At 63.2% G+C, this 22,641-nt stretch carries 23 protein-coding genes and 1 tRNA gene; 13 read left to right on the top strand and 11 right to left on the bottom strand.

What is annotated here, in order from left to right; all coding sequences use genetic code 11:
• Nucleotides 1-33: 33 nt before the first annotated feature.
• Nucleotides 34-426 carry a DNA-directed RNA polymerase subunit omega gene (gene rpoZ / locus ACVIW0_RS17005; protein WP_016844003.1) on the bottom strand — a complete coding sequence of 131 codons (393 nt, stop codon included), beginning with the start codon at nucleotides 424-426 and terminating at the stop codon, nucleotides 34-36.
• Between the two features lie 360 nt (nucleotides 427-786).
• Here rpoZ and ACVIW0_RS17000 point away from each other — a divergent pair, with 360 nt between their 5' ends.
• A complete protein-coding gene (locus ACVIW0_RS17000) occupies nucleotides 787-1,428 on the top strand; it encodes a LabA-like NYN domain-containing protein (protein ID WP_050422617.1) in 642 nt (213 codons plus the stop codon).
• On the top strand, nucleotides 1,409-2,068 hold the full coding sequence (locus ACVIW0_RS16995; RefSeq protein ID WP_461353355.1) for a uracil-DNA glycosylase: 660 nt from the start codon (nucleotides 1,409-1,411) through the stop codon (nucleotides 2,066-2,068). The genes ACVIW0_RS17000 and ACVIW0_RS16995 overlap by 20 nt, the downstream gene beginning before the upstream one ends.
• A gap of 215 nt (nucleotides 2,069-2,283) precedes the next feature.
• Here the strand turns inward: ACVIW0_RS16995 and ACVIW0_RS16990 are convergent, their stop codons facing one another.
• The 4 genes from ACVIW0_RS16990 to dapA form a co-directional block, all read right to left on the bottom strand.
• Entirely contained in the window at nucleotides 2,284-2,865 is a 582-nt protein-coding gene (locus ACVIW0_RS16990; RefSeq protein WP_461353354.1) for a peroxiredoxin, read from the bottom strand.
• Between the two features lie 114 nt (nucleotides 2,866-2,979).
• Complete coding sequence (gene smpB, locus ACVIW0_RS16985) at nucleotides 2,980-3,453, bottom strand: SsrA-binding protein SmpB (protein ID WP_461353353.1); 474 nt, start codon at nucleotides 3,451-3,453, stop codon at nucleotides 2,980-2,982.
• Nucleotide 3,454: 1 nt separating this feature from the next.
• A complete protein-coding gene (gene mscL, locus ACVIW0_RS16980) occupies nucleotides 3,455-3,871 on the bottom strand; it encodes a large conductance mechanosensitive channel protein MscL (RefSeq protein ID WP_461357352.1) in 417 nt (138 codons plus the stop codon).
• A gap of 43 nt (nucleotides 3,872-3,914) precedes the next feature.
• Entirely contained in the window at nucleotides 3,915-4,805 is an 891-nt protein-coding gene (gene dapA / locus ACVIW0_RS16975; RefSeq protein ID WP_461353352.1) for a 4-hydroxy-tetrahydrodipicolinate synthase, read from the bottom strand.
• Between the two features lie 306 nt (nucleotides 4,806-5,111).
• Here dapA and ACVIW0_RS16970 point away from each other — a divergent pair, with 306 nt between their 5' ends.
• Both ACVIW0_RS16970 and ACVIW0_RS16965 read left to right on the top strand, forming a co-directional pair.
• Complete coding sequence (locus tag ACVIW0_RS16970) at nucleotides 5,112-7,673, top strand: transglycosylase SLT domain-containing protein (RefSeq protein WP_461353351.1); 2,562 nt, start codon at nucleotides 5,112-5,114, stop codon at nucleotides 7,671-7,673.
• Between the two features lie 251 nt (nucleotides 7,674-7,924).
• Nucleotides 7,925-8,017: transfer RNA gene (locus tag ACVIW0_RS16965), tRNA-Ser, on the top strand.
• 143 nt (nucleotides 8,018-8,160) lie between these two features.
• Here ACVIW0_RS16965 and ACVIW0_RS16960 read toward each other — a convergent pair.
• Nucleotides 8,161-9,273 (bottom strand): calcium-binding protein, encoded by a 1,113-nt coding sequence (locus ACVIW0_RS16960; protein ID WP_461353350.1) that lies wholly within the window; start codon nucleotides 9,271-9,273, stop codon nucleotides 8,161-8,163.
• A gap of 307 nt (nucleotides 9,274-9,580) precedes the next feature.
• Nucleotides 9,581-10,714, bottom strand: a complete 1,134-nt coding sequence (locus ACVIW0_RS16955) for a calcium-binding protein (protein ID WP_461353349.1) — start codon at nucleotides 10,712-10,714, stop codon at nucleotides 9,581-9,583.
• A gap of 275 nt (nucleotides 10,715-10,989) precedes the next feature.
• On the opposite strand from ACVIW0_RS16955, the gene ACVIW0_RS16950 reads away from it, so the two are divergent.
• The 5 genes from ACVIW0_RS16950 to ACVIW0_RS16930 all read left to right on the top strand — a co-directional run bounded on the left by ACVIW0_RS16950 (nucleotide 10,990) and on the right by ACVIW0_RS16930 (nucleotide 14,687).
• A complete protein-coding gene (locus ACVIW0_RS16950) occupies nucleotides 10,990-12,354 on the top strand; it encodes a matrixin family metalloprotease (RefSeq protein ID WP_461353348.1) in 1,365 nt (454 codons plus the stop codon).
• Nucleotides 12,355-12,474: 120 nt separating this feature from the next.
• The gene (locus ACVIW0_RS16945; RefSeq protein ID WP_461353347.1) at nucleotides 12,475-12,912 is read left to right on the top strand and encodes a hypothetical protein; all 438 of its coding nucleotides are present in this window, start codon (nucleotides 12,475-12,477) and stop codon (nucleotides 12,910-12,912) included.
• 156 nt (nucleotides 12,913-13,068) lie between these two features.
• Entirely contained in the window at nucleotides 13,069-13,239 is a 171-nt protein-coding gene (locus ACVIW0_RS16940) for a DUF3606 domain-containing protein (protein WP_461353346.1), read from the top strand.
• Between the two features lie 279 nt (nucleotides 13,240-13,518).
• Entirely contained in the window at nucleotides 13,519-14,199 is a 681-nt protein-coding gene (locus ACVIW0_RS16935) for a hypothetical protein (RefSeq protein WP_461353345.1), read from the top strand.
• 221 nt (nucleotides 14,200-14,420) lie between these two features.
• Nucleotides 14,421-14,687, top strand: coding sequence for a hypothetical protein (locus ACVIW0_RS16930; protein WP_461353344.1), 267 nt, complete (start codon nucleotides 14,421-14,423; stop codon nucleotides 14,685-14,687).
• Between the two features lie 89 nt (nucleotides 14,688-14,776).
• Here ACVIW0_RS16930 and ACVIW0_RS16925 read toward each other — a convergent pair whose 3' ends face one another.
• Nucleotides 14,777-14,905, bottom strand: coding sequence for a hypothetical protein (locus ACVIW0_RS16925; protein WP_461353343.1), 129 nt, complete (start codon nucleotides 14,903-14,905; stop codon nucleotides 14,777-14,779).
• A gap of 437 nt (nucleotides 14,906-15,342) precedes the next feature.
• A complete protein-coding gene (locus tag ACVIW0_RS16920; RefSeq protein ID WP_461353342.1) occupies nucleotides 15,343-15,702 on the bottom strand; it encodes a hypothetical protein in 360 nt (119 codons plus the stop codon).
• A gap of 217 nt (nucleotides 15,703-15,919) precedes the next feature.
• On the opposite strand from ACVIW0_RS16920, the gene ACVIW0_RS16915 reads away from it, so the two are divergent.
• Nucleotides 15,920-17,122: a calcium-binding protein gene (locus ACVIW0_RS16915; protein WP_461353341.1), complete on the top strand. Its 1,203-nt coding sequence runs from the start codon at nucleotides 15,920-15,922 to the stop codon at nucleotides 17,120-17,122.
• Nucleotides 17,123-17,319: 197 nt separating this feature from the next.
• Here the strand turns inward: ACVIW0_RS16915 and gcvA are convergent, their stop codons facing one another.
• A complete protein-coding gene (gene gcvA / locus ACVIW0_RS16910; protein ID WP_461353340.1) occupies nucleotides 17,320-18,261 on the bottom strand; it encodes a transcriptional regulator GcvA in 942 nt (313 codons plus the stop codon).
• Nucleotides 18,262-18,450: 189 nt separating this feature from the next.
• Between gcvA and ACVIW0_RS16905 the strand changes: the two genes are divergently transcribed.
• The 3 genes from ACVIW0_RS16905 (at nucleotide 18,451) to ACVIW0_RS16895 (ending at nucleotide 21,222) form a co-directional block, all read left to right on the top strand.
• On the top strand, nucleotides 18,451-18,945 hold the full coding sequence (locus ACVIW0_RS16905; protein WP_461353339.1) for a PaaI family thioesterase: 495 nt from the start codon (nucleotides 18,451-18,453) through the stop codon (nucleotides 18,943-18,945).
• On the top strand, nucleotides 18,942-20,201 hold the full coding sequence (locus tag ACVIW0_RS16900; protein WP_461353338.1) for an MFS transporter: 1,260 nt from the start codon (nucleotides 18,942-18,944) through the stop codon (nucleotides 20,199-20,201). The genes ACVIW0_RS16905 and ACVIW0_RS16900 overlap by 4 nt, the downstream gene beginning before the upstream one ends.
• 376 nt (nucleotides 20,202-20,577) lie before the next feature.
• Nucleotides 20,578-21,222 carry a sulfite exporter TauE/SafE family protein gene (locus ACVIW0_RS16895; protein ID WP_461353337.1) on the top strand — a complete coding sequence of 215 codons (645 nt, stop codon included), beginning with the start codon at nucleotides 20,578-20,580 and terminating at the stop codon, nucleotides 21,220-21,222.
• Nucleotides 21,223-21,376: 154 nt separating this feature from the next.
• Here the strand turns inward: ACVIW0_RS16895 and ACVIW0_RS16890 are convergent, their stop codons facing one another.
• Nucleotides 21,377-21,643, bottom strand: a complete 267-nt coding sequence (locus ACVIW0_RS16890; RefSeq protein WP_461353336.1) for a hypothetical protein — start codon at nucleotides 21,641-21,643, stop codon at nucleotides 21,377-21,379.
• Between the last annotated feature and the right edge of the window lie 998 nt (nucleotides 21,644-22,641).

Genomic DNA, 22,641 nt, shown 5'->3' with positions numbered 1-22,641 from the left:
AATCCATTCCAAGCGAACAGCTGAACGACGCGCTTACTCGTCTTCCTCGGGCTGCTCTTCCGGGGGCGCCAGGCCCTCGAGGCCCTTTAGGAGCTCTTCCTCGGTCATCCGCTCGACCGCGACCTCGGTGTCGTCGGCGTCGACGCTCGCACCGGCGGAGCCGATCAGCGGCACGGTGTCCGGCTCGGGCTCGTCGACCTCGACGAACTTCTGCAAGGAGTGCACAAGTTCCTCCTTCAGGTCTTCCGGCGAAATCGTCGAATCGGCAATCTCCCGCAACGAAACGACCGGGTTCTTGTCGTTGTCGCGATCAACCGTGAGTTGCGACCCCGACGAGATCATCCGGGCGCGATGCGCAGCCAACAGGACGAGGTCGAAACGATTGTCGACCTTATCAATGCAATCTTCGACGGTGACGCGAGCCATCTCGAGGCGCTCCGTGGTAAAAGGGACCGAACATGTAGGTTATGAGGGTTAGTTATAGGGCTAGTCCCGGTTTCGCAAGGTAAAATTTGTGATTTGCCTTCCCAACAGGCTCTGATAACCCGATCTGCCGGGGCCAGAAGGGCCGGAGCGTCTGACGACATGGCCAAGTTGCTGTCCCGGACAAGTAAATCTCTCGATTGCAATGTCAAAGGTCTAGGCTTTTTGCCCTCGCCTCACCATAATTGCGGTGGTGACTGTCGTGGGGAAAGATTCACAGAACTTTAGGCAGCAGCGCCGGGAATTGCGCGCGGTTGATCACCGCCGCGCTAAGAACACTAACAACCACGCGAGAACACTTTGATGTCGTCACCTGTTTCGAACAAGATCGCGCTCTTCATCGACGGGGCCAATCTTTACGCCACCGCAAAGACGCTGGGCTTCGACATCGACTACAAGCGCCTTCTCAAGGAATTCCAGAGTCGCGGCACGCTGCTTCGTGCGTTCTACTACACCGCGATCATCGAGGATCAGGAGTACTCCTCGATCCGTCCGCTGATCGACTGGCTCGACTACAACGGCTACACCGTCGTCACCAAGGCGACCAAGGAATTCATCGACGCCAGCGGCCGCCGCAAGGTGAAGGGCAACATGGACATCGAGCTCGCGGTCGATGCCATGGAACTCGCCGAACATATCGATCAGATGATCCTGTTTTCCGGCGATGGCGACTTCCGCTCGCTGGTCGAGGCGGTGCAACGCCGCGGTGTTCGTGTCACCGTCATCTCCACCATCGCCAGCCAGCCGCCGATGATCGCCGACGAGCTGCGCCGCCAGGCCGACGTCTTCACCGATCTCGTCGAGCTGCAATCCAAGCTTGGCCGCGATCCGTCCGAACGTCCGGCCCCGCGCGAACCCCGCGAACCGCGTCACCACTCCCCGCAATTCCTGCAGCGCGCGACCACCATGGCCCCGCGGGGCGCCGATGACGATTTCGACGAGTAATCTCGTCACTGCGGCGACGCGTCCCGACAGCAATTGTCAGCTCTGTGTCAGGCTGGCCGACTTCCGCGCAGAGGCTCGTGCACTCCATCCGGACTGGTTCAACTCGCCGGTGGATTCGTTCGGCGATCCGAACGCCCGGCTGCTGATCGTTGGCCTGGCGCCCGGCATGCAGGGCGCCAACCGCACCGGCCGTCCCTTCACCGGCGATTACGCCGGTGACCTGCTCTATGCGACCTTGCTCGAATACGGCTTCGCCAGCGGCGTCTATCAAGCGCGCCCGGACGATGGCATGAAGCTGGTCGACGCGCGGATCAGCAACGCGGTTCGCTGCGTGCCGCCGCAGAACAAGCCGCTGCCGGCCGAGATCAACACCTGCCGGCAATTCCTCCGCGCCACCATCGCGACGATGCCGAAGCTGCGCGCGATCGTGCTGCTCGGCCGAATCGCGCACATATCAACATTGCGGGCGCTGGATATTCGCCTGGCCGCAGCGCCCTTTGTGCACGGTGCCGTGCACAGCGCGGGCAAATTCAAGCTCTACGATAGCTATCACTGCTCGCGCTACAACACGAACACCGGCGTGCTGACGACCGACATGTTCCGCAAGGTGTTCGCGACCGTGCGCAAGGAGCTCGGCTAGCGCGCTTTCGGTATTCGCTTTGCGAAACGCTATCCGAAGCCCGCAAATGTCGCGGGACATCCCGCACTGTTTCGGAATAATAGAAGAATATCCCTGAGTTGCCCGGCATGTCAAGTTGGCCGGTCGAACGCCGGCCGCGTCGGCTCCTTTGCATGGGGTTGTTCCTCGGTATTTGGCAGCGCCCCCTCCCGACGCCGCCATGACTTCATATTGCTCTAGTCCTTCCGCGGATTGGCCTTCAGCCATTCCAGCACGTCGCGGGCGTTCCGGTCGGGCGGAAACACCGGATAGAACACCTGCGTGACGCGCGCATCGTCAATGATCAGCGCGAGCCGCTTGATCAGGGTCAGGCCCGCGACCGACATCGTCGGCAATCGCAGCGCGTGCGTCAGTTCCAGTGCTTCGTCCGACAGCACCGGGAACGGCAGATGCAGGCGCGAAGCCATCTCGACCTGATAGGCATTGCCTTGCGTCGACAGCCCGAACACCTGCGCGGCGCCAGCCGCCTTGAGCTCGGCGAACAGGTCACGGAACGCGCAGGTCTGCGGCGTGCAGCCGCGGGCGCCCGGGATCATGTCCCAATCATCGACCAGCCCGATCTTGCCGGGCTCGCCGGTCCGCGGATAGGCGAACACCACAGTGCGGCCCTTAAGCGCCGACAACGTCACCGACGTGTCGTTGGTGGCCCGCAGGGTCACCGGCGGAATCGTCATGCCGACAAGGTGCGCGGCACCGCCATCGTCGGTCGGTGCCGGGATCTTGCTCCAGTCGACGTCGGTCAGGCTGCTCTGGCTCATCGGCCCACTTCTCCCAGGGTCGTCATTGCGAGCGAGGCGAAGTAATCCATAGCGAGGCGTACTGGATGGGTGGATTGCTTCGTCGCTTCGCTCCTCGCAATGACGATTTGAATGCTATCCCCGCGCCCGCATCAGGCGGCCCTTCTCGCGGCTCCAGTCGCGCTTTTTCGCGCTCTCGCGCTTGTCGTGCAGCTTCTTGCCCTTGGCGACCGCGAGCAGCAGTTTGGCACGGCCGCGCTCGTTGAAGTACAGCTTGAGCGGAATGAGCGTCATGCCCTCGCGGTCGACCGCGCCGAGCAGCTTGTTGATCTGCTTGCGGTGCAGTAGCAGCTTTCGCGGCCGCTTCGGCTCGTGGTTGAAGCGGTTGGCCTGCAGATATTCCGGGATATTGGCATTGATCAGCCAGATCTCGCCGTCCTTGGAATCGGCATAGGATTCCGCGATTGTGCTCTTGCCGCTGCGGATTGACTTCACCTCGGTGCCGGTCAGCGAAATGCCGGCCTCGATGGTGTCCTCGATGGCGTAGTTGAAGCGGGCCTTTCGGTTCTCGGCGACAACCTTGATCGGGCGTTCGTTCTTCTCGGCCACGTTAGCTCTTCTTGAGAAGGTCGCGGATTTCCGTCAGCAGCACGACCTCGTCGGACGGCTTCGGCGGCTCGGCGGGCTTGACCTCTTCCTTGCGCTTGAACTGGTTCATGGCGCGAATGACCAGGAACAGCACGAAGGCGACGATTAGGAAGTTGAGCGTCAACGTCAGGAAGTTGCCCCAGGCCAGCACCGCGCCCTGCTTCTTGGCGTCGGCCAGATTGGTTGCGGTAACGGCCTTGGAAAGTCCGGTGAAATAATTGGAGAAGTCGAGGCCGCCGGTGATCGCGCCGATGATTGGCATGATGATGTCGCCGACCAGCGAGGTGACGATCGCGCCGAAGGCCGCGCCGATGATGACGCCGACGGCGAGGTCGACGACATTGCCCTTCATGGCGAACTCGCGGAATTCCTTCAGCATCCCCAGCCCCTTCTGCTCGACATTGCGCACGGCAATACCCGGCTCAGTTGATCAGGCCGGCATGCACCATGGCGCTGCGGACCGCCTGGCGGGTGGATTCGGTGACCGGCACCATCGGCAGGCGCAGCTTCTCGTCGAGCTTGCCGAGCAGCGACATCGCATACTTCACCGGCGCCGGATTGCTCTCGATGAAGAGATTGGTGTGCAGCGGCATCAGCTTGTCGTGGATCTTGAGCGCCGCGGTGACATCGCCCTTCTGCCAGGCGGTCTGGAAGTCCGCGCACAGCCGCGGCGCGACGTTTGAGGTCACCGAGATGCAGCCATGGCCGCCATGCGCCATGTAGCCGATGATGGTGGCATCCTCGCCGGACAGCTGGTTGAAGTCCTCGCCCATCGCGGCGCGCTGCTGCGAGACCCGCACCATGCTGGCGGTCGCGTCCTTGACGCCGGCGATGTTCTTGAGCTCGAACAGCCGCTTCATGGTGTCGACCGACATGTCGATCACCGAGCGCGGCGGGATGTTGTAGATGATGATCGGAATGCCGATCGCATCGTTGATCGCCTTGAAGTGCTGATACAAGCCTTCCTGGGTCGGCTTGTTGTAGTACGGCGTCACCACCAGCACGGCGTTGGCGCCGGCCTTCTCGGCATGCTCGGCGAGCTCGATCGCCTCCTTGGTCGAGTTCGAGCCGGCGCCGGCGATCACGGGCACCCTCCCCTTGGCCTCCGCGATGCACCACTCGACCACCCGCTTGTGCTCGTCATGGCTCAGCGTCGGGCTCTCGCCGGTGGTGCCGACCGGCACCAGGCCGTGGGTGCCCTCGGCGATCTGCCAGTTCACGAGACCGCGGAACGCCGCCTCGTCGACTGCGCCGTTTTTGAAGGGCGTCACCAAGGCAGTGAATGATCCCCGGAATTTTGTCTTGGCTGCCATGGACTTCCTCCAAACGCTTCAGGCTAAAGGCTAGGTCGAGGACCCTTGTTGTTGTCGTGCTTCACGTCCGTTCAACCGGCACCCGGTTGTCGCGAAACGCCATGAAAGGCAATTCATATCGGGTCTGGCCGACAGGTGAAAGGGCCGCACCGTACCTATTCCCAGCCGGTTCCAGCCGCGATTTCGCCGTTGTGCTGGTGCAAACAGCCGCACCGGCAGGCTTCTTAGTATTTTGTCTACGTTTTCAATCAAATAAGAACCCATGGCCCCAAACGATCCGATGATTCGGGGCCGCAGAGGACTTCTGTGATCCGTTCCGTCCGTGCAGGCACATTGCGATCGACGGCGCTGGCGACGAGCCTGGCGCTCGTCGTCGGCCTTGCCGCCATCACGGCCAGTGCATGGGCCGCCGAGGACGCGCCCGCGGCCAAGCCGGCTGCCCAGGACACGACGTCCAAATCCAGTGCTGCGAAGCCTGCGGCGCCCAAGACTACAGCGCCTAAGACTACAGCGCCTAAGACAGCAGCGCCTAAGACAGCAGCACCGAAGAGCGCCGCCTCCAACACCTCGACTTCGAAGCCGGCGGCTTCCACGCCGGCCACGACCAAGAACAGCGAAGCCAAGAGCGGCGAAACCAAACACAGCGCTGCCAAGACCGACACCGCCAAGACCGACACCGCCAAGACCGACGCCGCCAAGACGACCGCGTCCAAATCCGGTACGGCCAAGACGGACGGCGCCAAGGCGGCTCCTCCCAAGACCGAGGCGCACAAGACGACGGCTCCGAAGTCCACCGAAGCCAAGAGCACTGCGACCACGACATCGAAGCACACTTCGCCTGCGGCAACGGGAACGGTCTCGACCAGGTCGGTGCCCGCCCCCGCGCTGGTTCCGGCGACCCGCCAGCACGCCGCGCCGATCGCGCGCAAGCCGGTGCTGCCTGCGGCGATCGCCGCGACATCGTCGACGTCGCAGTCGGATAAGGAAGCGCTCGCCAGCGTCGTCGAGCTGTTGCGCAAGCGCAAGCCGTCGGATGCCACCGAGGCCGAGGCCTCGATCTCCGATCCGGTCGCACGCAAGCTCGCCGAATGGCTGATCCTGCGCAGCGAGGACAATGGCGCCTCGGTCGAACGCTACCGCGCCTTCATCGACGCCAATCCGAGCTGGCCGTCGCAGACCTTCCTGCGCCGCCGCCTCGAGGCCTCGCTATGGGACGACCATCGCGACGACTCCACGGTCTGGGGCTGGTTCCAGAATGAATCGCCGGTCTCGGCCAAGGGCCGGCTTGCGCTCGCCAAGGTGATGCTCGGGCGCGGCGACCGTGGCAATGCCGAGCGCCTGGTGCGCGAGGCCTGGCGCAACGATCCGATGAGCGAGGACACCGAATCCGCCGCGCTCGACATGTTCGGCTCGTTCCTGACCGCCGGCGATCACAAGGCGCGCATGGACACCATGCTCTACGGCACCGACAACGAGGCCGCCGGCATCCGCGCGGCCAAGCGCCTCGGCTCCGGCTATCTGGCGCTGGCGAAAGCGCGGATCGCAGCCAACCGCAAGGGCTCGAACCTGCGCGCGCTGCTCGAAGAGGTGCCGCGCGAATTGTCTGGCGACACCGGCTATCTGTTCGCCAAAATCCAGTTGCTCCGCCGCGAGGAGAAGTTCTCCGAGGCCGCGCAGCTGATGCTGAGCGCGCCGAAGGACGCCGCGCGCCTCTACAACGTCGACGAATGGTGGGTCGAGCGCCGCCTGCTGGCGCGCAAGATGATCGACGTCAACGAGTTTCGCACCGCCTATCTGATCGCGCGCGACGCGGCGTTGCCGGCGCGCGACATCTACAAGACCGAGCAGGAATTCACCGCGGGGTGGATCGCGCTGCGCTTCCTCAACGATCCCGGCCTCGCTTCGCAGCATTTCGCGCGGATCGGCGTCGGCAGTGCCAACCCGACGGCGCTGGCACGCGCCGGCTATTGGCAGGGCCGCGCTGCGGAAGCCGCCGGCCGCAGCCAGGAGGCGCGCGCCGCCTACGCACGCGCGGCCGAGCAATCCACCAGCTATTACGGCCAGCTTGCGCGCGCAAAACTCGGCCTGCCGCAGATCGAGCTGAACAGCGCGCCGCGCGGCCGGGGCGCCGACCGGCTCGAGATCGTGCGTGCGGTCGCGCTGCTCTACGGAATCGACGCCCGCGAGCTCGCGATCCCGATCTTCGGCGACATGGGTGACAACGGCGATCCGGAAGCGCTTGCCGGCCTCGGCGAGCTGACCGCGCGCCATGGCGATGCCCGCGGCATGCTGCTGATGGGCAAGGCCGCGCTCAACCGGGGACTGCCGTTCGATCACTACGCCTATCCGGTCAACGGCATCCCGTCGTTCCGTCAGGTTGGACCCGAGGTCGAGCAGAGCGTGGTCTACGCGATCGCGCGGCAGGAGAGCGCGTTCAATCCGGCCGTGGTGTCGCCGGCCCAGGCCTACGGCCTGATGCAGGTGACGCCGGACGCCGGACGTTACGTCGCCAAGCGCGCCGGCATCGGCTTCGACCTCAACCGGATGAAGACCGACCCGGTCTACAACGCGATGCTTGGCGCCGCCGAGCTCGGCGGCCTGCTCGAGGACTATCGCGGCTCCTACATCCTAACCTTCGCCGCCTACAATGCGGGCCGCGGCAGCGTGAAGAAGTGGATCGAGCGCTACGGCGATCCGCGCGACCCCAAGGTCGACGCGGTCGACTGGGTCGAGCTGATTCCGTTCTCGGAGACGCGGAACTACGTCCAGCGGATCATGGAGAACCTGCAGGTCTATCGCGCCCGGTTCGGCGGCGGCACCCGATTGCAGATCGAGGCCGACCTGCACCGCGGCACCGGCGTGGAATGAGCCGCCGCGGCTGGATTTCAACAGCCTAGCGGCGGCGCGCTTCCGGCCTCACCCCATCTTCAGCCTAAGCCATTGTTACAACTTATATTTCTTTCCAGAATCCGAGCCGACGCCGGCTAGCTGGCGCACGATATTAAAGGCTCGGCGCCCGCCCGCGGGCCGCCGGAGACCGAGGTGCCACTAAATCACCTTGTCGCAATCTGAATCTGCCGCTTGCGGCTCAGCGTCCACTCGGGCATATCGGCGCCACCGGAGAGGTGGCCGAGTGGCTGAAGGCAACGCTTTGCTAAAGCGTCATACGGTCTCAAGCTGTATCGAGGGTTCGAATCCCTCCCTCTCCGCCATACCCGTTGAAATCGCTACGGAATTCCGGTACTTTTGATTGAGCCCGCTCGCTTGATACAAGCGAGCTTCTTTTCCTATTCCGCCGGATCGGCCTTCCGCGGCGACTCGCGGGCTCCATCGTGCATCCAACGGACCGCAGCAGCTAAGACACAATGTTGAAATTGGACGCGCTAACGGTGTTCGAGGTGGCGCCGTTCAGCCACACCGACGTGTCGCTGTCGACCTGGACGACGAAGTAGGCGCCGTTCTGGTAAGAATGCGAGAGCACATCGGCGAAGGAACTGAAGCCAGAGCCGTTCAGCTGCACCGTATCGGTGGCCGCATTGAAATCCTGAATCACCTGGACGCTCGGCACGTCGTTGGAGACGAAAGTGTTGTTGCCGCCGCCGCCGAAATAGTAATTCACGCCGGTGCCGCCATCGAAATAGTCGTTGCCTGTGCCGCCCAGCAGCACGTCGGTGCCGTCGCCGCCAAACATCACGTCGTTGCCATCGCCGCCATAGATGTAGTCGTTGCCGCCGTAGCCGTAGGCGACATCGTCGCCCGCTTCCATGACGAAGACATCGTTGACAAGCGAGCCGACCCCGACGTCATTTCCATCGCCGCCGTAGCCCGATCCGCCGCCTGACGCCATGTAGAGATAGTCGTTGCCGCGCGCACCGGCGAGGACGTCGATGCCTTGGTCACCGACGAGAGTGTCATCGCCGGAAGCTCCATAAAGCGTGTCGTTGCCCAGTCCACCGTAAAGCGCTGCCGCCGGAAAGAGAAGCGTCGCGCTCGAAGGGTCGACCATCACCAGAAAATCGTTGCCATCCTCTCCGAGCAGCACGTGGCCCGACGTCGGCGAGCCCAGTGCACTCACCATCGTCATGGTGTCATTTCCACTGCCGCCGTAAAGCCGCACCGGTGCGGTCGTATTTAGCCCGTTCCAGCCAATGATAGCGTCGTCACCATCGCCACCGTACGCGGCCGCACTTATCCCGGACGTATTCGGGGGCCCCTCCGAAGCGGTAATAGTGTCGTTGCCTGCACCGCCGTAGACCACGACCCCCTGAACCACATCATTGCCCTCACCACCGTAGGCGATCGCGAGCAAGCCATCGAGTACGTCGTTTCCCTGCCCACCCTCGAGGACTGAGATTTGGTAGGCGGGAGTGAGGTCGGCCGTTAGCGTGTCGTTGCCGTCGAGCCCATACATAACGTCTTCGGTGCCGAAATGGCTGTCATCGCCGAGCGTTCCAACGTAGGTGGTCACTGAAATCTCCTTCAAAAAAATCGACGCGCGCAACGACGGCGCGCCCGGGCCTGAGTTGCAATTAAATCGCCCACCAGTTGATGTCCCATATGGGCAGGTCAATAGTCTGGTTGCAAGGTTGGCCCGTTACGTCCCCCTCGTCATCGCGCGACAATATGCCAGCTTGCCGCCCTACAGGCTCTGCCAGGAGAGCCGCCGCCTGAAATACGGCCCGAACTACGGTAGCGCTCGCGCGGAGGCGGCGCGCCGGCCGGCTGGTCATAGTGAATGCACATCAGGCCGAAGGCGTCGCCGCCGGGGTTGGAATCTAACTCACGATCGAGAAATTCCCCGCCGTGACCGTGCCCGTGGTTGCGCCGTTCAGCCAAACCGCGGTGTCGGTATCGATCTGGACCACGAGGTAAGCGCCGTTCTGATACGAGTGCGATAGAACGTCGGCGAATGACGTGAAGCCGGTGCCGTTCAGTTGCACCGTATCGGTGGCGGCATTGAAATCCTGAATCACCTGGACGCTCGGCACATCGTTGGAGACAAAGGTGTTGTTGCCGCCGCCGCCGAAATAGTAATTCACGCCGGTGCCGCCATCGAAATAGTCGTTGCCTGCGCCGCCCAACAGCACATCGGTGCCGTCGCCGCCAAACATCACGTCGTTGCCATCGCCGCCATAGATGTAGTCGTTGCCGCCGTATCCGTAGGCGGTATCGTCGCCGGCATCGCCAATCAGCACGTCATTGGCGCCAGAGCCAACAGCGACATCGTTGCCGTCGCCTCCATAGGCCGTGCCTCCGCCGGAGGGCATGTACAGGTAATCATCGCCCGCGTTGCCTTCGAGCAGGTCGACACCTTGATCGCCAATGAGGATGTCCGCGCCTTGGCCACCGTAGATGCTGTCGTTGCCCTGGCCTCCGTAGGCCATCAGCCGGTCGGTGACTGATCCGGAGCTATTGATGATAATGCTGTCGTTTCCATCGCCGCCCTGGAGCACAGTCAGGGTGTTACCCAAGCCGATGGTGCCGCCATAGATCGTGTCATCGCCGGCGCCGCCGTCGATCGCAGACCCCGGTCCAGTGATGACGTCGTTACCGAGGCCACCATAGGCGTTCCCCAGACGGAAAAACCCGTCCCAGCCCGTGGTGATCGTATCATTGCCTTCGCCGCCATAGAGGAAACTGCCTTGGCCCTGGATGGAATCGTCGCCACCGTCTCCTGACAAGGTCGAATCGAAGGCTGACAGAGCGTCATTGCCTTCGCCGCCGTAGATGATGGCTGAATCCTCGTGAGAGATGCTCGAACTGAGACTATCGTTGCCATTGCCGCCATAGATGACGCTACCGGTCATCGTCGCAACCAGGGTATCGTTGCCGTCTAGCCCGTAAAATACGTCCTCACCTGCAGTTGCAGTGTGGTTGTCGTCGCTCAGTGTTCCGACGTACGTCGTCATGGCGTCCTCCGCAGATCCCGGTCACAGAGTATAGCACGCTCGCGGCACTACCAAAGGTAGACGATGGTGCCGGCGCGGCGCCCATGGCGTCGGGGCGGATCGCAGTGCGGGAACCGGATCGTCCTGCTTCGCGGAGCTTATGGCCAGCCCCGGGACGGGGGATCTCACAGAACTTTATTTACCTTTTCGGCACCACAAATCGGACGAGATAAAGCTTCGGAAGCGAAGTATCGCGATACTGGCTTCCCGGTGAGACGCAACAGGCAGCAAGCTCCATGGCCGACTACAACCTGGAAGGACCCGTCTGGTCCTCGAAGACCATCACGTGGAGTTTTGCCACGGCCAATTTCTCGGGGCAGCCCGAGACATACTCGGCGTTTTTCCAGCCCGGTGAATATGAGCGGGAAATCATCGATGCGTTGAAGCGATGGTCCGCCGTGGCCGATGTGACGTTCGTCGAGGTGGCGGATTCTGCCAGCGCCGACATCCGTTTCGGGCTCGGCACTTTTGACGGCCCTTACGGGATCCTGGCAGAGACCTCGTACTACTACTCCAACGGCGACTTTCTGCCCGATGTCACGATCAGCTTTGATCAGGCCGAGACTTACACGTCTACGTCCAGCGGCTTGGAGCTTTCGGGAGGAGTAAGTTTCGAGGCCGTCGCGACCCACGAAATCGGCCATGCGCTGGGCCTCGCTCATTACGACGGCGGCCCGGCCATCATGAACACCTACGCCAGCGCCGGCGTGACCAACCTGACGCAATCGGACATCGACGGCATTCAGGCACTCTATGGACCGGCCTCCGGCCAACCGGATGTACCAGCCGGCACCGTCGTCACCAACGGCTCGACGGCGAATGATGTTCTGCTGGGAAGCAACGCGGCCGATGCCATCTACGCTTACGGCGGCAACGACTACATCTATGCCTACGGCGGCGACGACTTCCTGTTCGGCGGCGACGGCACTGATGTCCTGCTTGGCGGCAGCGGAAATGACGCACTTTATGGCGGCACCGGCTTCAACTACCTGTACGGCGGCGACGGCAACGATGCGCTGTTCGGTTCGGGGGGAGCGTCGGCGTCCGATGTCAACGTGATGTTCGGCGAAGCCGGGAGCGACCTGCTCTATGGCGGCGTCGGCACGAACTATTTTTACGGCGGCGCTGGCGTCGATACCATGTTCGGCGGTTCCGGACTGAACATCTTCATCTCGTCGGGCGAGAGCGACGGCAATGTCATTTACGGCGGTTCGGGCCAGAACTACGTGTACGGCTCCAACGGAGGCGACACAGTCACCGGCGGCAGCGGTGTCGACGTGTTTCTGATGGGCTCCGGTAACGATCTCATCAGCGGCGATGGAGGGGTCGATTACGCGTGGGGCGGCGGTGGCAGGGATACATTCCTGATCAGCGATGCCTCTTCGGGGGCCTTGGTGATCGAGGACTTCAACAAGGGCGGTGTGAATGACCTCCTGAGTTTCGCAGCTACGTCGCTCCATTCGTTTGCCGATGTTCAGGCAGCCGAGTTCTATTCGCCCGGCATCAACACCACGATCATCACCGACGGGGCCGGCAATGCCGCCTGGCTGATCGGCATCGCGCCCGGACAGCTCAGCGCAAGCATGTTCAGCTTCGCTTGAGAAGGTCGTTCCACGCGCCGCCTTTCAGGGTGGTGGTAGCCATCAGCGGCATGCGGCTGTTTGCCTGAAAAGGCACCGCACCACTTCCGGGGTCCGTTGGGGGACACGGTTGGACATGGTTTGACAGCGGCGATCGCTGACAGCAAGCCTGGCCTGGACCGGCATTCACCTCCGCGTGAACGAAACATCATTTCGGCGCCGCGAAGCGAACGTGCAACAAATCGCGCCCAGCATCGCCGCATTCTCTTTCACCTGAATATTTTCCGGATCAGAGCCATGCAGCAAGACAGCGGCATTCAATTCCAGGATCTCGACCAGGTTTTGCGTCACGCCCAGCTCCGTCGCTCCGCTGACCTCAGTCCCTGGCTACGGCAGCGCTTCTCACCCCGGGCAGGCAGGTTCGTCATCGCGACTTCGCTGGCCTGCGTGGTCGTTGCGCTGACGATCGTTGCCGCCCCGCGGCCCGTCTCGAGCGCGGCGCTCGGCAGCGACTGGCAATGCAGCAAGGCGGCGTTTGTTTTGACGACCTGTCGGCAAATCGCCCCGGCGCACTCCTAAACGGGCGGCCTCATCTCGAGGGAACGTTGCCCCTAGCCCGGCGTTGCGTAGGCGGCGACGGTCCTCGCGCAAGCGACCGGTCCCATCGTCGACCGATCGAGGCCGACGCAATGCCGCAACATCGCGAGCAACATTGCCTATGCGAGCCACATTGCCATGAACAAGCGCAAGCCGACCTATTTTCGTAACTCGCTGGATCTGCGGGACAAGGTCCAGGTCAAGATCCTGAGGAAGCGCCTCAAGGTCTCCGAGCAACAGTTTGCTTCCATCGTTCGAAAATCGGGTTCCTCGATTTCCGCGATCACCAAGGAAGCAAAGGTGATCTGACCCAACCGCTCGAAAGGGATCGGACGCGACCTCGCTTGGCTGGTGAAACCATTTGGCGGGCGACGTCGTAGCTGGAGCGCCGGCCGCTTTCTTCCATTTTGGTGCTACGGGCCGGCTGGGGCCGTTCGGTCTTTCCCAGTCACGGACGGCCCCACTTTTGCGCCCATCTGCGCCCATCCATGCTGCCTGTCAGCTTCCCCTTGGCCTGATTATTTGGCATCAAATCATCCTGAACGGTCCGCCGGCTAGTCGGGATCGGGCTGAAGGCGAAGTCATCAAATGAATGGCCAAAGTCGCGGTCTCAGGTTAGCGATCTGTTTCGCGCTTGCTCTCGTTCTGCCAGCGGCGCAGACACCGCCGTCGGTGCATTCGCGGGACGAATGGCGTATCGTCGACAGGGAATGTCGCGATGTCGTGCCCCCGCAGACCAAGATACGGGCATGCCTCAACCTGCTGAGCGATCGACGGCTCTCGACCGCCTATCTTGCGCCGATCAACGGCGAAATATCGAGCACATTCGAGAGCTTGCGGGACTACGCCAGCGCCATCAAATACAAGAAGATCGAAATCGAACGTGCGAACGCTTTGGCCAGGCAACCGTCTCCGTCGAGCGATGCACTTCCTGCCAGTTTTGGCGCGATGTCCCTGCGTTACATGGAGCTCGGCACACTCCAGTCGCTCAACCGCCTGACCAATTTCGACAGCCAGTCGGATGAAGCACGCCGGGGCGCCACCGAGGAGCAAAGCAACTACAATCAGGCGCTCTCTTACAACCCCCTGAACTACAGGGCCTATCGCTACCGGGCCGACATTCGCAGCCTGTTCTGCGACAGCGCGTCCGCCGCCCTCGACATGGAGGCCGCAGTCAGGTTTGCCGAACAGACCGGAGATCAGGATGCCGCGCGCGACTACCGGCGCGCCACGCTCAGCGCCTGCATTCCGGCATGGCGCCGCGACTAGTCAGCGAGACCATCAGGCTGCCGGTGCCGGTGGCCTCTCCCTCGCCCGACTGCCCCGACCGTATTCCTGCGGACCCGCAACTGGCAGGCAATTTGCGATGCCTCCGTGAACTTGTTCGGCGCCAGCTCTTCCCTGTGCCGAACTCAGACATTCGGAGCCCGCAAATGAACATGCATCATCGTTTTGAGACAGCTCGCGGACGCGAGGCGACGATCAGCAAGATGCTGTCCGACCTGGTCCGCGCCTGCCAGCAGATCGAAGCCGACATCGCGACCGAAGAAGCGCGCACGGGAATTTACGACCGATCGGACGCAAGGTATCCGATCCTGGCAAGGTCGCTCAATGAGCGGTGCGCCAACCTCAAGGGCACCATCGCCACGCTCGAGCAGCGTATCGCCGAGAGATCCCGGCACGAGGCGCTCACCGACGGGGTCCAGAGGCTCGAAAGCAAGGGGCCCGCCAGAGGCAGGCCCCTGCCATCCTACTGAATCCCGATGCACTGCCGCTTGCCGTCGTTGGGACAGTAGAAGCAGGCCTTCTTCGAGCAACCGGACAGGTCTCCGGCCTTGTTCAGGGTTTAGTTGCAGCCTTCGGTTCTGTCGCACGCCTTCACGACGGCCCCGATCGGGGCGGCAGAGGCCGACTGGCCGAACGTGAACAGAGCAATCGTGGTGGCGACGGCGAAGCTCAGTGAAATCGAACGCATGATTTACCCTCCTCCACAAGGGGCGACACACCATTGCATCGCCCTGTCCGGAACTCTGGTCGAACGCTCCCGGAATTGATGTGAGGCGGGTCACTCAGGTACGCGGCGGCAGCGCCGGTGTGGCGCTGACGGCGTCAGCCGCTGCCGCGGGTCGACGGATCGAGATTCCGGTTCTCGCCCGGCGGGATCGGCCCAAAGCCTGGATATCGGTACCGGCCCGGAGGGACAGGTTGTTCGCTTGGAGCAGTGATGAGGTGCTGTCGCACGCGCCGGTGATGCGCCGTTGCGGCGTCGGCAGCCGCACTCCACGGGATCACAAGGGACAACGTCAGGGCCAAGGACGTACGCAAGGCGACACGCATCGCGATCACTCCGGTTCAATGAACAAGGGATCGCCGACCGTAACCCGCCATTCCGCCCTGGCCTCTCACCTCTGATCAAAACGGCGAGATCGCCGATCCCCGTTCGCGCATCGGGCGCGGTCTTTCAGCGGCCGCGAAAAGGCTTGCCCGCAGGAAGATCGCGCAGCGGTTCGCCCCGAGCTGTGCGACACCGCGGATCCGGAGGAACGGCAGCATCACCGAGGCTAGCGCCCCGGCATAGAGGATCAGCGGCAGCGTTGCGCCGTTGACCTGGCCGCAGCACTGCCGGTCGCGAGGGATGCGGGAAACATCACGGCCAGCGCGCACACGCCTGCATGTAAGTGGATTGCCATCCGGTGGTCGGCAGATTCCAGCGCTTCCGTACAACGCGTAAACAATCGCGGCCAGCAGCATCAGCGCGTCGCGCGCACGCACGCCGCTCCGCAACGCTTCCCACAACCGACGGTTCCGCTTAAAACTACTTACTCCGACAGAAGTGCTCCCGAGACAAAACCCCGACCCCGAGACGATGACTCAACCGCCGCATGGTCGCAACATGCGAGCAATCCGAACGACAGCGGCACGGGCGCATCGTCGAGCAAGCTGCAACGTGCCCGCCGCAGCGGCGGAAATGCCAATGGAGTGACCATTCATGACCACTTACGTGGGTACGCTTGGAGACGACAGTCAATCTGCCGGCGACGACATCATGTATGGGCTGGAAGGGAATGATACCCTCGCCAGCACGGCGGAAGTCACGATCTACGGCGGTGGCGGCGCCGACGTGCTGACTTCGACCGACAACAACTCGGAGGACACCAGCATCATTTATGGTGAAGAGGGTAACGACGCCATATCAGCGGAAATAGCATACGTTTACGGCGGCGGAGGTGACGACAGCATCACCAATGGAGTGGGGTTTGCGCGCTTGCTATACTCCTATGGTGAAGACGGTAACGACACCGTTCACGGACAAGGCATTGTCTATGGCGGCAAGGGCGACGATTCTCTTTTTGCAATACAATCTCCGTTTTCTGGCAACAGTTCGCTATTTGGCGACGCCGGCAATGACGCGCTATTTGGCAACGGCACCAGCGGGCTGCTGGATGGCGGCGATGGCAACGACACCATCTACGGCGGTACGAACGCACACTCGATCCTTACCTCACCAGCAGTCATCCGCGGTGGGAGCGGCAACGATTTCATCGTAGGGATGGCCGGGGGCACCGGTATCGGCAACAGCAATCTCATCTATGGCGGCGCTGGTAACGATACGATCTACGGCGCCGACGGCAATGATACGCTGCTCGGCGATGACGGCATCGACCAACTGATCGGCCAAGGCGGCGACGACTATCTCTATCTGCCATTGCAGGGCGGCCTCGCCTATGGTGGCAACGGAAACGACGTCGGCGTCGGTTCGCAGTTGAACGACGTTCTTGTCATGGATGCAGGGAATGACGTGGCCTATGGCTACGGCGGCGACGATTACATCTACGGCGGCGACGGAAACGACGTGATGTATGGTGGAGACGGTACCGATGTTCTATTGGGCGGCGCGGGCAACGACTATTTCGACGGCGGCGCGGGCGTAAACTATTATTTCGGCGGCGGCGGCAGCAACAATTTCGTCTCGAATGATGTGCCGAGCATCCAGGTGGTTCAGGACTGGAACGCTGCAGCTGACACCGTTCAACTGAACGGGTCCGGCTTCACGTCCTTTGCCGACGTCCTGTCGCACTCCTATCAGAACGGTGCCTACTTCGTCGTCCAGATCGACGGCGACACCGCCGTTTGGTTGAACGGCGCGACGGCGTCAACGCTGACCGCGGCCAATTTCAGTATCGCGAGTTGAATCCGCGCCCATCAATCTGGCGGATGTCTGTCAGGCCGCGATGCACGGTGTGCGCCGCGGTGAAGGCGACACCGTCGAACGACGAACTACGCCCTATCCGGCGTCAGCCGCCACCGCGGGTGGACGGATCGAGATTCCGGTTCTCGCCTGGCGGGATCGGCCCGTAGCCCGGATAAACGTCGTGGCACTGCCTCTTCCTACGGCGATCTTGTGCCTTGCGGTGTCGCTTTGCCGCCATAGCCCGCAACAGCCGCCGATTGCGCCACCGGTCCCAGGATCCATTCCCTGAACGCCGCAATCTTCGGAAGCCCCTGCCGGTTGTCGGGGCAGACGAGGTAATAGGCGAACTCCTCCAGATGCGCGGTGTCCAAGAGCTGGATCAGTTCCCCTCTCTCGATCTCGTGCGCGACCATCGCCGCCGGCAACAGGCCCGCGCCCTGCCCGGTCAGCACGGCCTTCAGCAGCAGGCTGCTGTCGTCGAACGAGGGACCGCGCGGCGTGCGGACCTCGGCGATGCCGTTGGCCTGAAACCACAGGCTCCAGCCCTTGCGATCGGCATCATGGACCTGCGGCCAGCCGACGAGGTCTGCGGGCGACGCCGGCCGCCCGAGCCGCCCCACCAGCGACGGCGCTGCAACCACCACCATCTCGACCGTAACGACCCGGTCGCTGCGCAGCCCCGGATAGCGGCCAAGGCCGTGGCGCACCGCGACGTCGATGCCGCTGCGCGAGAAATCGACCAGCGTGTTGCTGGTGACGATCTGAAGATCGATCTCGGGATGCGTGTCCTGGAACGACGCCATGCGCGGCACCAGCCAGGCCGCTGCGAAGAACGGCGTGACGCTCACCGTCAACGTGCCGACATCGACAGATGCAGCGACGCGGCGCGAGGCCTCCGCGATCTGGCGAAATGCATTGCGGATCGACGGCAGATAGTCGCGCCCGGCGTCGGTGAGATAGATGCCGCGCGGCACCCGCTCGAACAGTTTGGTGCCGAGATGCGCTTCCAGCGTCTTGAGCATCTGGCTGACCGCGCCCGGCGTCACGCACAGTTCCTCGGCCGCAAGCTTTACCGACAGATGGCGGGCGGCGGACTCGAACGCCTTGAGTGCGTTCAGGGGTGGAAGCCGGTTGTCCATGATTTAGATTTTCTAATCTCAGTCGCGCAGCAAATCTGGTTTGCCAGTTCAGGCGTTCAGCGCTGAATTAGCCTACTGCAATGCTGAAAGCCGCGTCAACGCAGAGAAATCGGAGCCAATAAAGTTAGATTATCTAATCGAAAATGGAGCTCTGACGGCGGCTTTCGGTTTTCCTGATGGAGACAAGACATGACTGAGGTCCCCAACAAACTGGCTTTGCGCGAGATCGGCGCGCGCGGCCAGGCCGGCCAACTCGTCGATCGCATCAACGCATCGCAAGCCGGCAGCCTGCCCGGCCTGCTCGACTTTCAATGGCTCGACGCCGGAAGCGGCCGCTTCGAGATCGCCGCGAAGCACTTCTCGCCGCACGGGCTGTTGCACGGTGCAACCCTCGTGGCGCTGGCAGACACCGCGTGCGGGTTCGGCTGCCTTGCCTCCTTGCCGGACGGCGCGATCGGCTTCGCCACCTCAGAGCTGAAGACCAACTTCATCGGCGCCGCGCGCGACGGCAGCGTCAGCTGCGAAGCGCGCCTCGTTCACGCCGGCAGCACCACCCAGGTGTGGGACGCGGAGATCAAGAGCGAGGCGACCGGCAAGACCGTCGCGCTGTTTCGCTGCACGCAGATCCTGCGCTATCCGCCGGCCAAGGCCGGCGAATGCGCCCCACAGGGAGAACGAACATGAGGAACGCGATCATGCACGCCGGTTATCAACGCGCAAAACCGTTCTACGGCTGGGTCGTCGTCGCGGCAGCGTTTATGGTGACCCTCATCGGCTTCGGCAGCGCCTACACGTTCTCGTCCTTTGTCGAGTCGTTGCAGCGGGAGTTCGGTGCCTCGCGCGGCTCGGTCTCGCTGGTGTTCTCTTTCGCGGGCTTCCTGTATTTCGGCCTCGGCATTGTCTCCGGCCCGCTTGCCGATCGCTGGGGCGCGCGCCGGCTCGCTTGCCTTGGAATGGCACTGGTCGGTCTCGGCATGGTGCTGGCGGGACAGGCGCAGACCATCCTCCAGGTCTACGCCGCCTACAGCATCGGGATCGGCGCCGGCGTCGGCTGCGCCTATGTCCCGACCCTGGGCGCCGTGCAGCGCTGGTTCGTCCGGCGGCGCGGTTTTGCGTCGGGCCTCGCCGTCAGCGGGATCGGGGTCGGCACGCTGGTGATGCCGCCGCTCGCGACCTGGCTGATCACGAGCCTCGGCTGGCGCGATGCCTATGTCGTGCTGGGCGTTGTTGCAGTCGTCGCCGGGATCGGCGCGTCGCTCTTGATCGCCGACGATCCGCGGCGCTACGGCACCGGACCGGATGGCGATCCGCTTGAGGCAATCTCGAGCGCGCCGCTGCGCCAGGGCGTCTCGATCCGCGGCGCGGTCAAGACCGCCCGCTTCGCCGGGCTCTATGCGGCCTGCCTGATCAGCGCGTTCGGGGTGTTCGTGCCCTTCGTGCATCTGGTGCCCTTTGCCGTCGATCATCAGGTGGCGCCGGCGCTTGCCGTGCTGCTGCTCGGAATGATCGGCGTCGGCAGCACCGCCGGCCGCTTCTTCCTCGGCGGCATTGCCGACCGGGTCGGCCGCGATGCGTTCCTGGTCGCGATGTATCTCGGCATGGCGGTGTCGCTGGCGGTCTGGGCGATCGCCGGCAGCTTCGGGTCGCTCACGGTGTTCGCGCTGCTGTTCGGCGTGTTCTATGGCGGCTGGGTCGCGATCCTGCCCGCCGTGGTTACCGATCATTTCGGCGGCCGCAATGTCGGCGGCATCATCGGCATCCTCTACACCAGCGTCGCCTTTGGCACGCTGCTGGGTCCGAGCGCCGCCGGCTTCGCCTACGACATCAGCCACAGCTACTTCATTCCGGTGGCGATCAGCGCCGCCGCCAACCTCGTCGCTGCCCTCATCGCGATGGCGACGATACGGACGGCCTCGCCGATCGCATCCGTCGCGCAGTGACGCCTCATGACGACCGGTGATGTCAGTGCTAGGTTTGAAATCACCGCCTCCATCGGCTCGATACCTGCATGATCACCCCATTCGCCATGATCGATGCCTGGACATACCGGCGAGCCGACCGTGCCGGCATCGTCGAGCTGGCATCGTGGCGCGGTGCCGGCTCGCTTGGCCTCCGACCGCACTTCCATGATGAAGCCCAGATCGTGCTGGTGCTGTCGGGGTCGCGCGCCTTTCGCAGAGCCACCTCACCCGCCTGTTCCGCCGCACTTTTGGCACCACGCCGGGCGTCTACTGGCGCGATTGAAGACGTCACAGACGTTCCAGACGGAGCGCTGCTCCGCCCCGCTAGCCTGCTCACCCTCGAATTGGGTGAAGCATGGATGTTCAGACCGGCCACTTGCTGCTCGCCGCCGGCGTCGCGGGCGGCATCATCACCGCGCTGGCGGGCGGCGCGACCCTGATCACGTTTCCGGCGATGCTCGCGGCCGGCCTGCCGGCCGTCATCGCCAACGCGTCGAATGCGGTCGCGATCTCGCCGGGGCATCTGATCGCGGCGCTCGCCGATCGCGGCAAGCTGCCGCCGCCGACCCGGCGCACGATCAGCTTCGTCGCCGTCTCCACCCTGGGCAGCGCGGTCGGCGCCGGCGTCTTGCTGCTGCTTCCCGAGCGGCTGTTCGTACTGCCGGTGCCGGGGCTGATCGCATTCGCCACGCTGCTGTTCGCCTTCGCGCCGCAGATCCAGCGCTGGAACATCGGGCGCCAGACGGCGGCGGCCTTGCCCTCGGCCGGCGCGAGCAGCTCCGTCCTCGGATTGGCGTGCGTCTATGGAGGGTTCTTCGGCGCCGGGCTCGGCGTCATCCTGAACGCGGTGCTCGCGATCACCGAGCCCAACGACATCAGGGCGATCAAGGCGTTGAAGAACCTGCTCGCGACCTGCGTGTCGCTCGCCGCCACCGTGATCTTCATCGTCAAGGAGGGGTGCGGTGGCCGGAGACGTCAGCGATGCTGCTCGGCGCCATGATCGGCGCCTGATCCGGATCCTTCCGGCTCACGTCGTCCGGCAGTTCGTCATCGTCGCCGGCGCTGTCATGACCGTGATCTACGCCGCGCGATACTGGTTCTAGATGGAGCGAGGGAGCCGAGGCTCCCAGCTCGATATTGGCGACGTTGCAAGGCTAGTGCGTCGTCATCCAGGCGCGGGCTTCGCGCTGGGCGGCCGCGATCTCGATGTCGGACATCTGCTCGGCGACTTCGCGGCGGTGCGCGATCGCATCGGTACGTCCCTTGAGCGCCGCCAGGTTGAACCATTTGTGCGCCGCGACGAGGTTTACCACGCCGGAGCGGCCGCTCGCCCAGTACATGCCACGCTCGAACAGCACGTCCTGGATTGCCGTTGCAGCAACCGGGACCGCGCTTTCCTGATCGATGACCCCCTGAAACATTGTCGTCATTCCCCTTTTTGTTGTTGGCCGCCCTCCCCCGAGCGCGGCCCCCGTCCACTGTTGAACACCCCTGTCTTGTCCGGGCTGATCTCTCGATCATGCCCGGCGCCGATCCCGGAGGATCATGCGCTCGCCGTTTGCCGGCTTGTTGGAATGATCATGGCCCATCAAATTTGAAGAGCGGTTTAAGCATCGCGATGAACGGGATGTAAATCGGCGCCACCGGGGCGGTTTGCAGGAATCGCAGAAGTGCCTGTGCCGCAGGCACTTCCTGGCATTCGTGAACGCCGGTTTACCCTGCTGTTTCGGACAACGATAACCATCACGGACAATGGCCCGCGGATGCTAGCCGACCCCACGGGCAGGCAGTCCTGAGTTTGACGGAAGGGTGGCACGACCAGCCAATGATCGCTGAACGGCGTGCCGCCGACTGCACGGACAAAAGCAACGCGAGGCCGTGAAGCCTAACGTCGATCCGGAACTGGAATGGGGAAAATAGTTGCCGGGGCGCGGACTGCGCAGGCCGCCGGAACGAGGGGGTCGGCGAACACGTCAGGACCAGATTTCAGTCGGCATTCTCGCCGGTGAAATTGCGGAACCGAGCGGGCTCCGCACCGAACGAAGAAATCTCTGTTTCTTCTGCCGGACCGGTATTGGGAAGGTTGCCCTCTCCGAAATTCGATCCAGCCGTTTGACCTGATGTCTCGCCGACACCCTCTTTCGTCAGCCAGAGCCTTGGGTGGGATGTGCCTCTCAGCAGTCCGTTCGCTGGCTCTTGCGACGTGCCGGCGTCAAGCCGCCGGCAATCCTCTCAAGGCGAGAGGCTTACTTCTTCTTGGCGACCTTGCGGGTCTTCTTCGCAGTCTTCTTCACTGCGCTCTTCGCCTTCTTAGCCTTCTTCGCCTTCTTTGCCTTCTTAGCCATGTTGCCCTCCAGTATGTGAGATGGCTCTACTTCGCTGCGTGCACTCGGGAATCGATATGCACTCCTTCCCGAAT

The sequence above is a fragment of the Bradyrhizobium sp. USDA 4454 genome (assembly GCF_054822705.1).
Note: the sequence above shows the minus strand (reverse complement) of the source record. Positions and strands in the feature narration are given on the sequence as shown.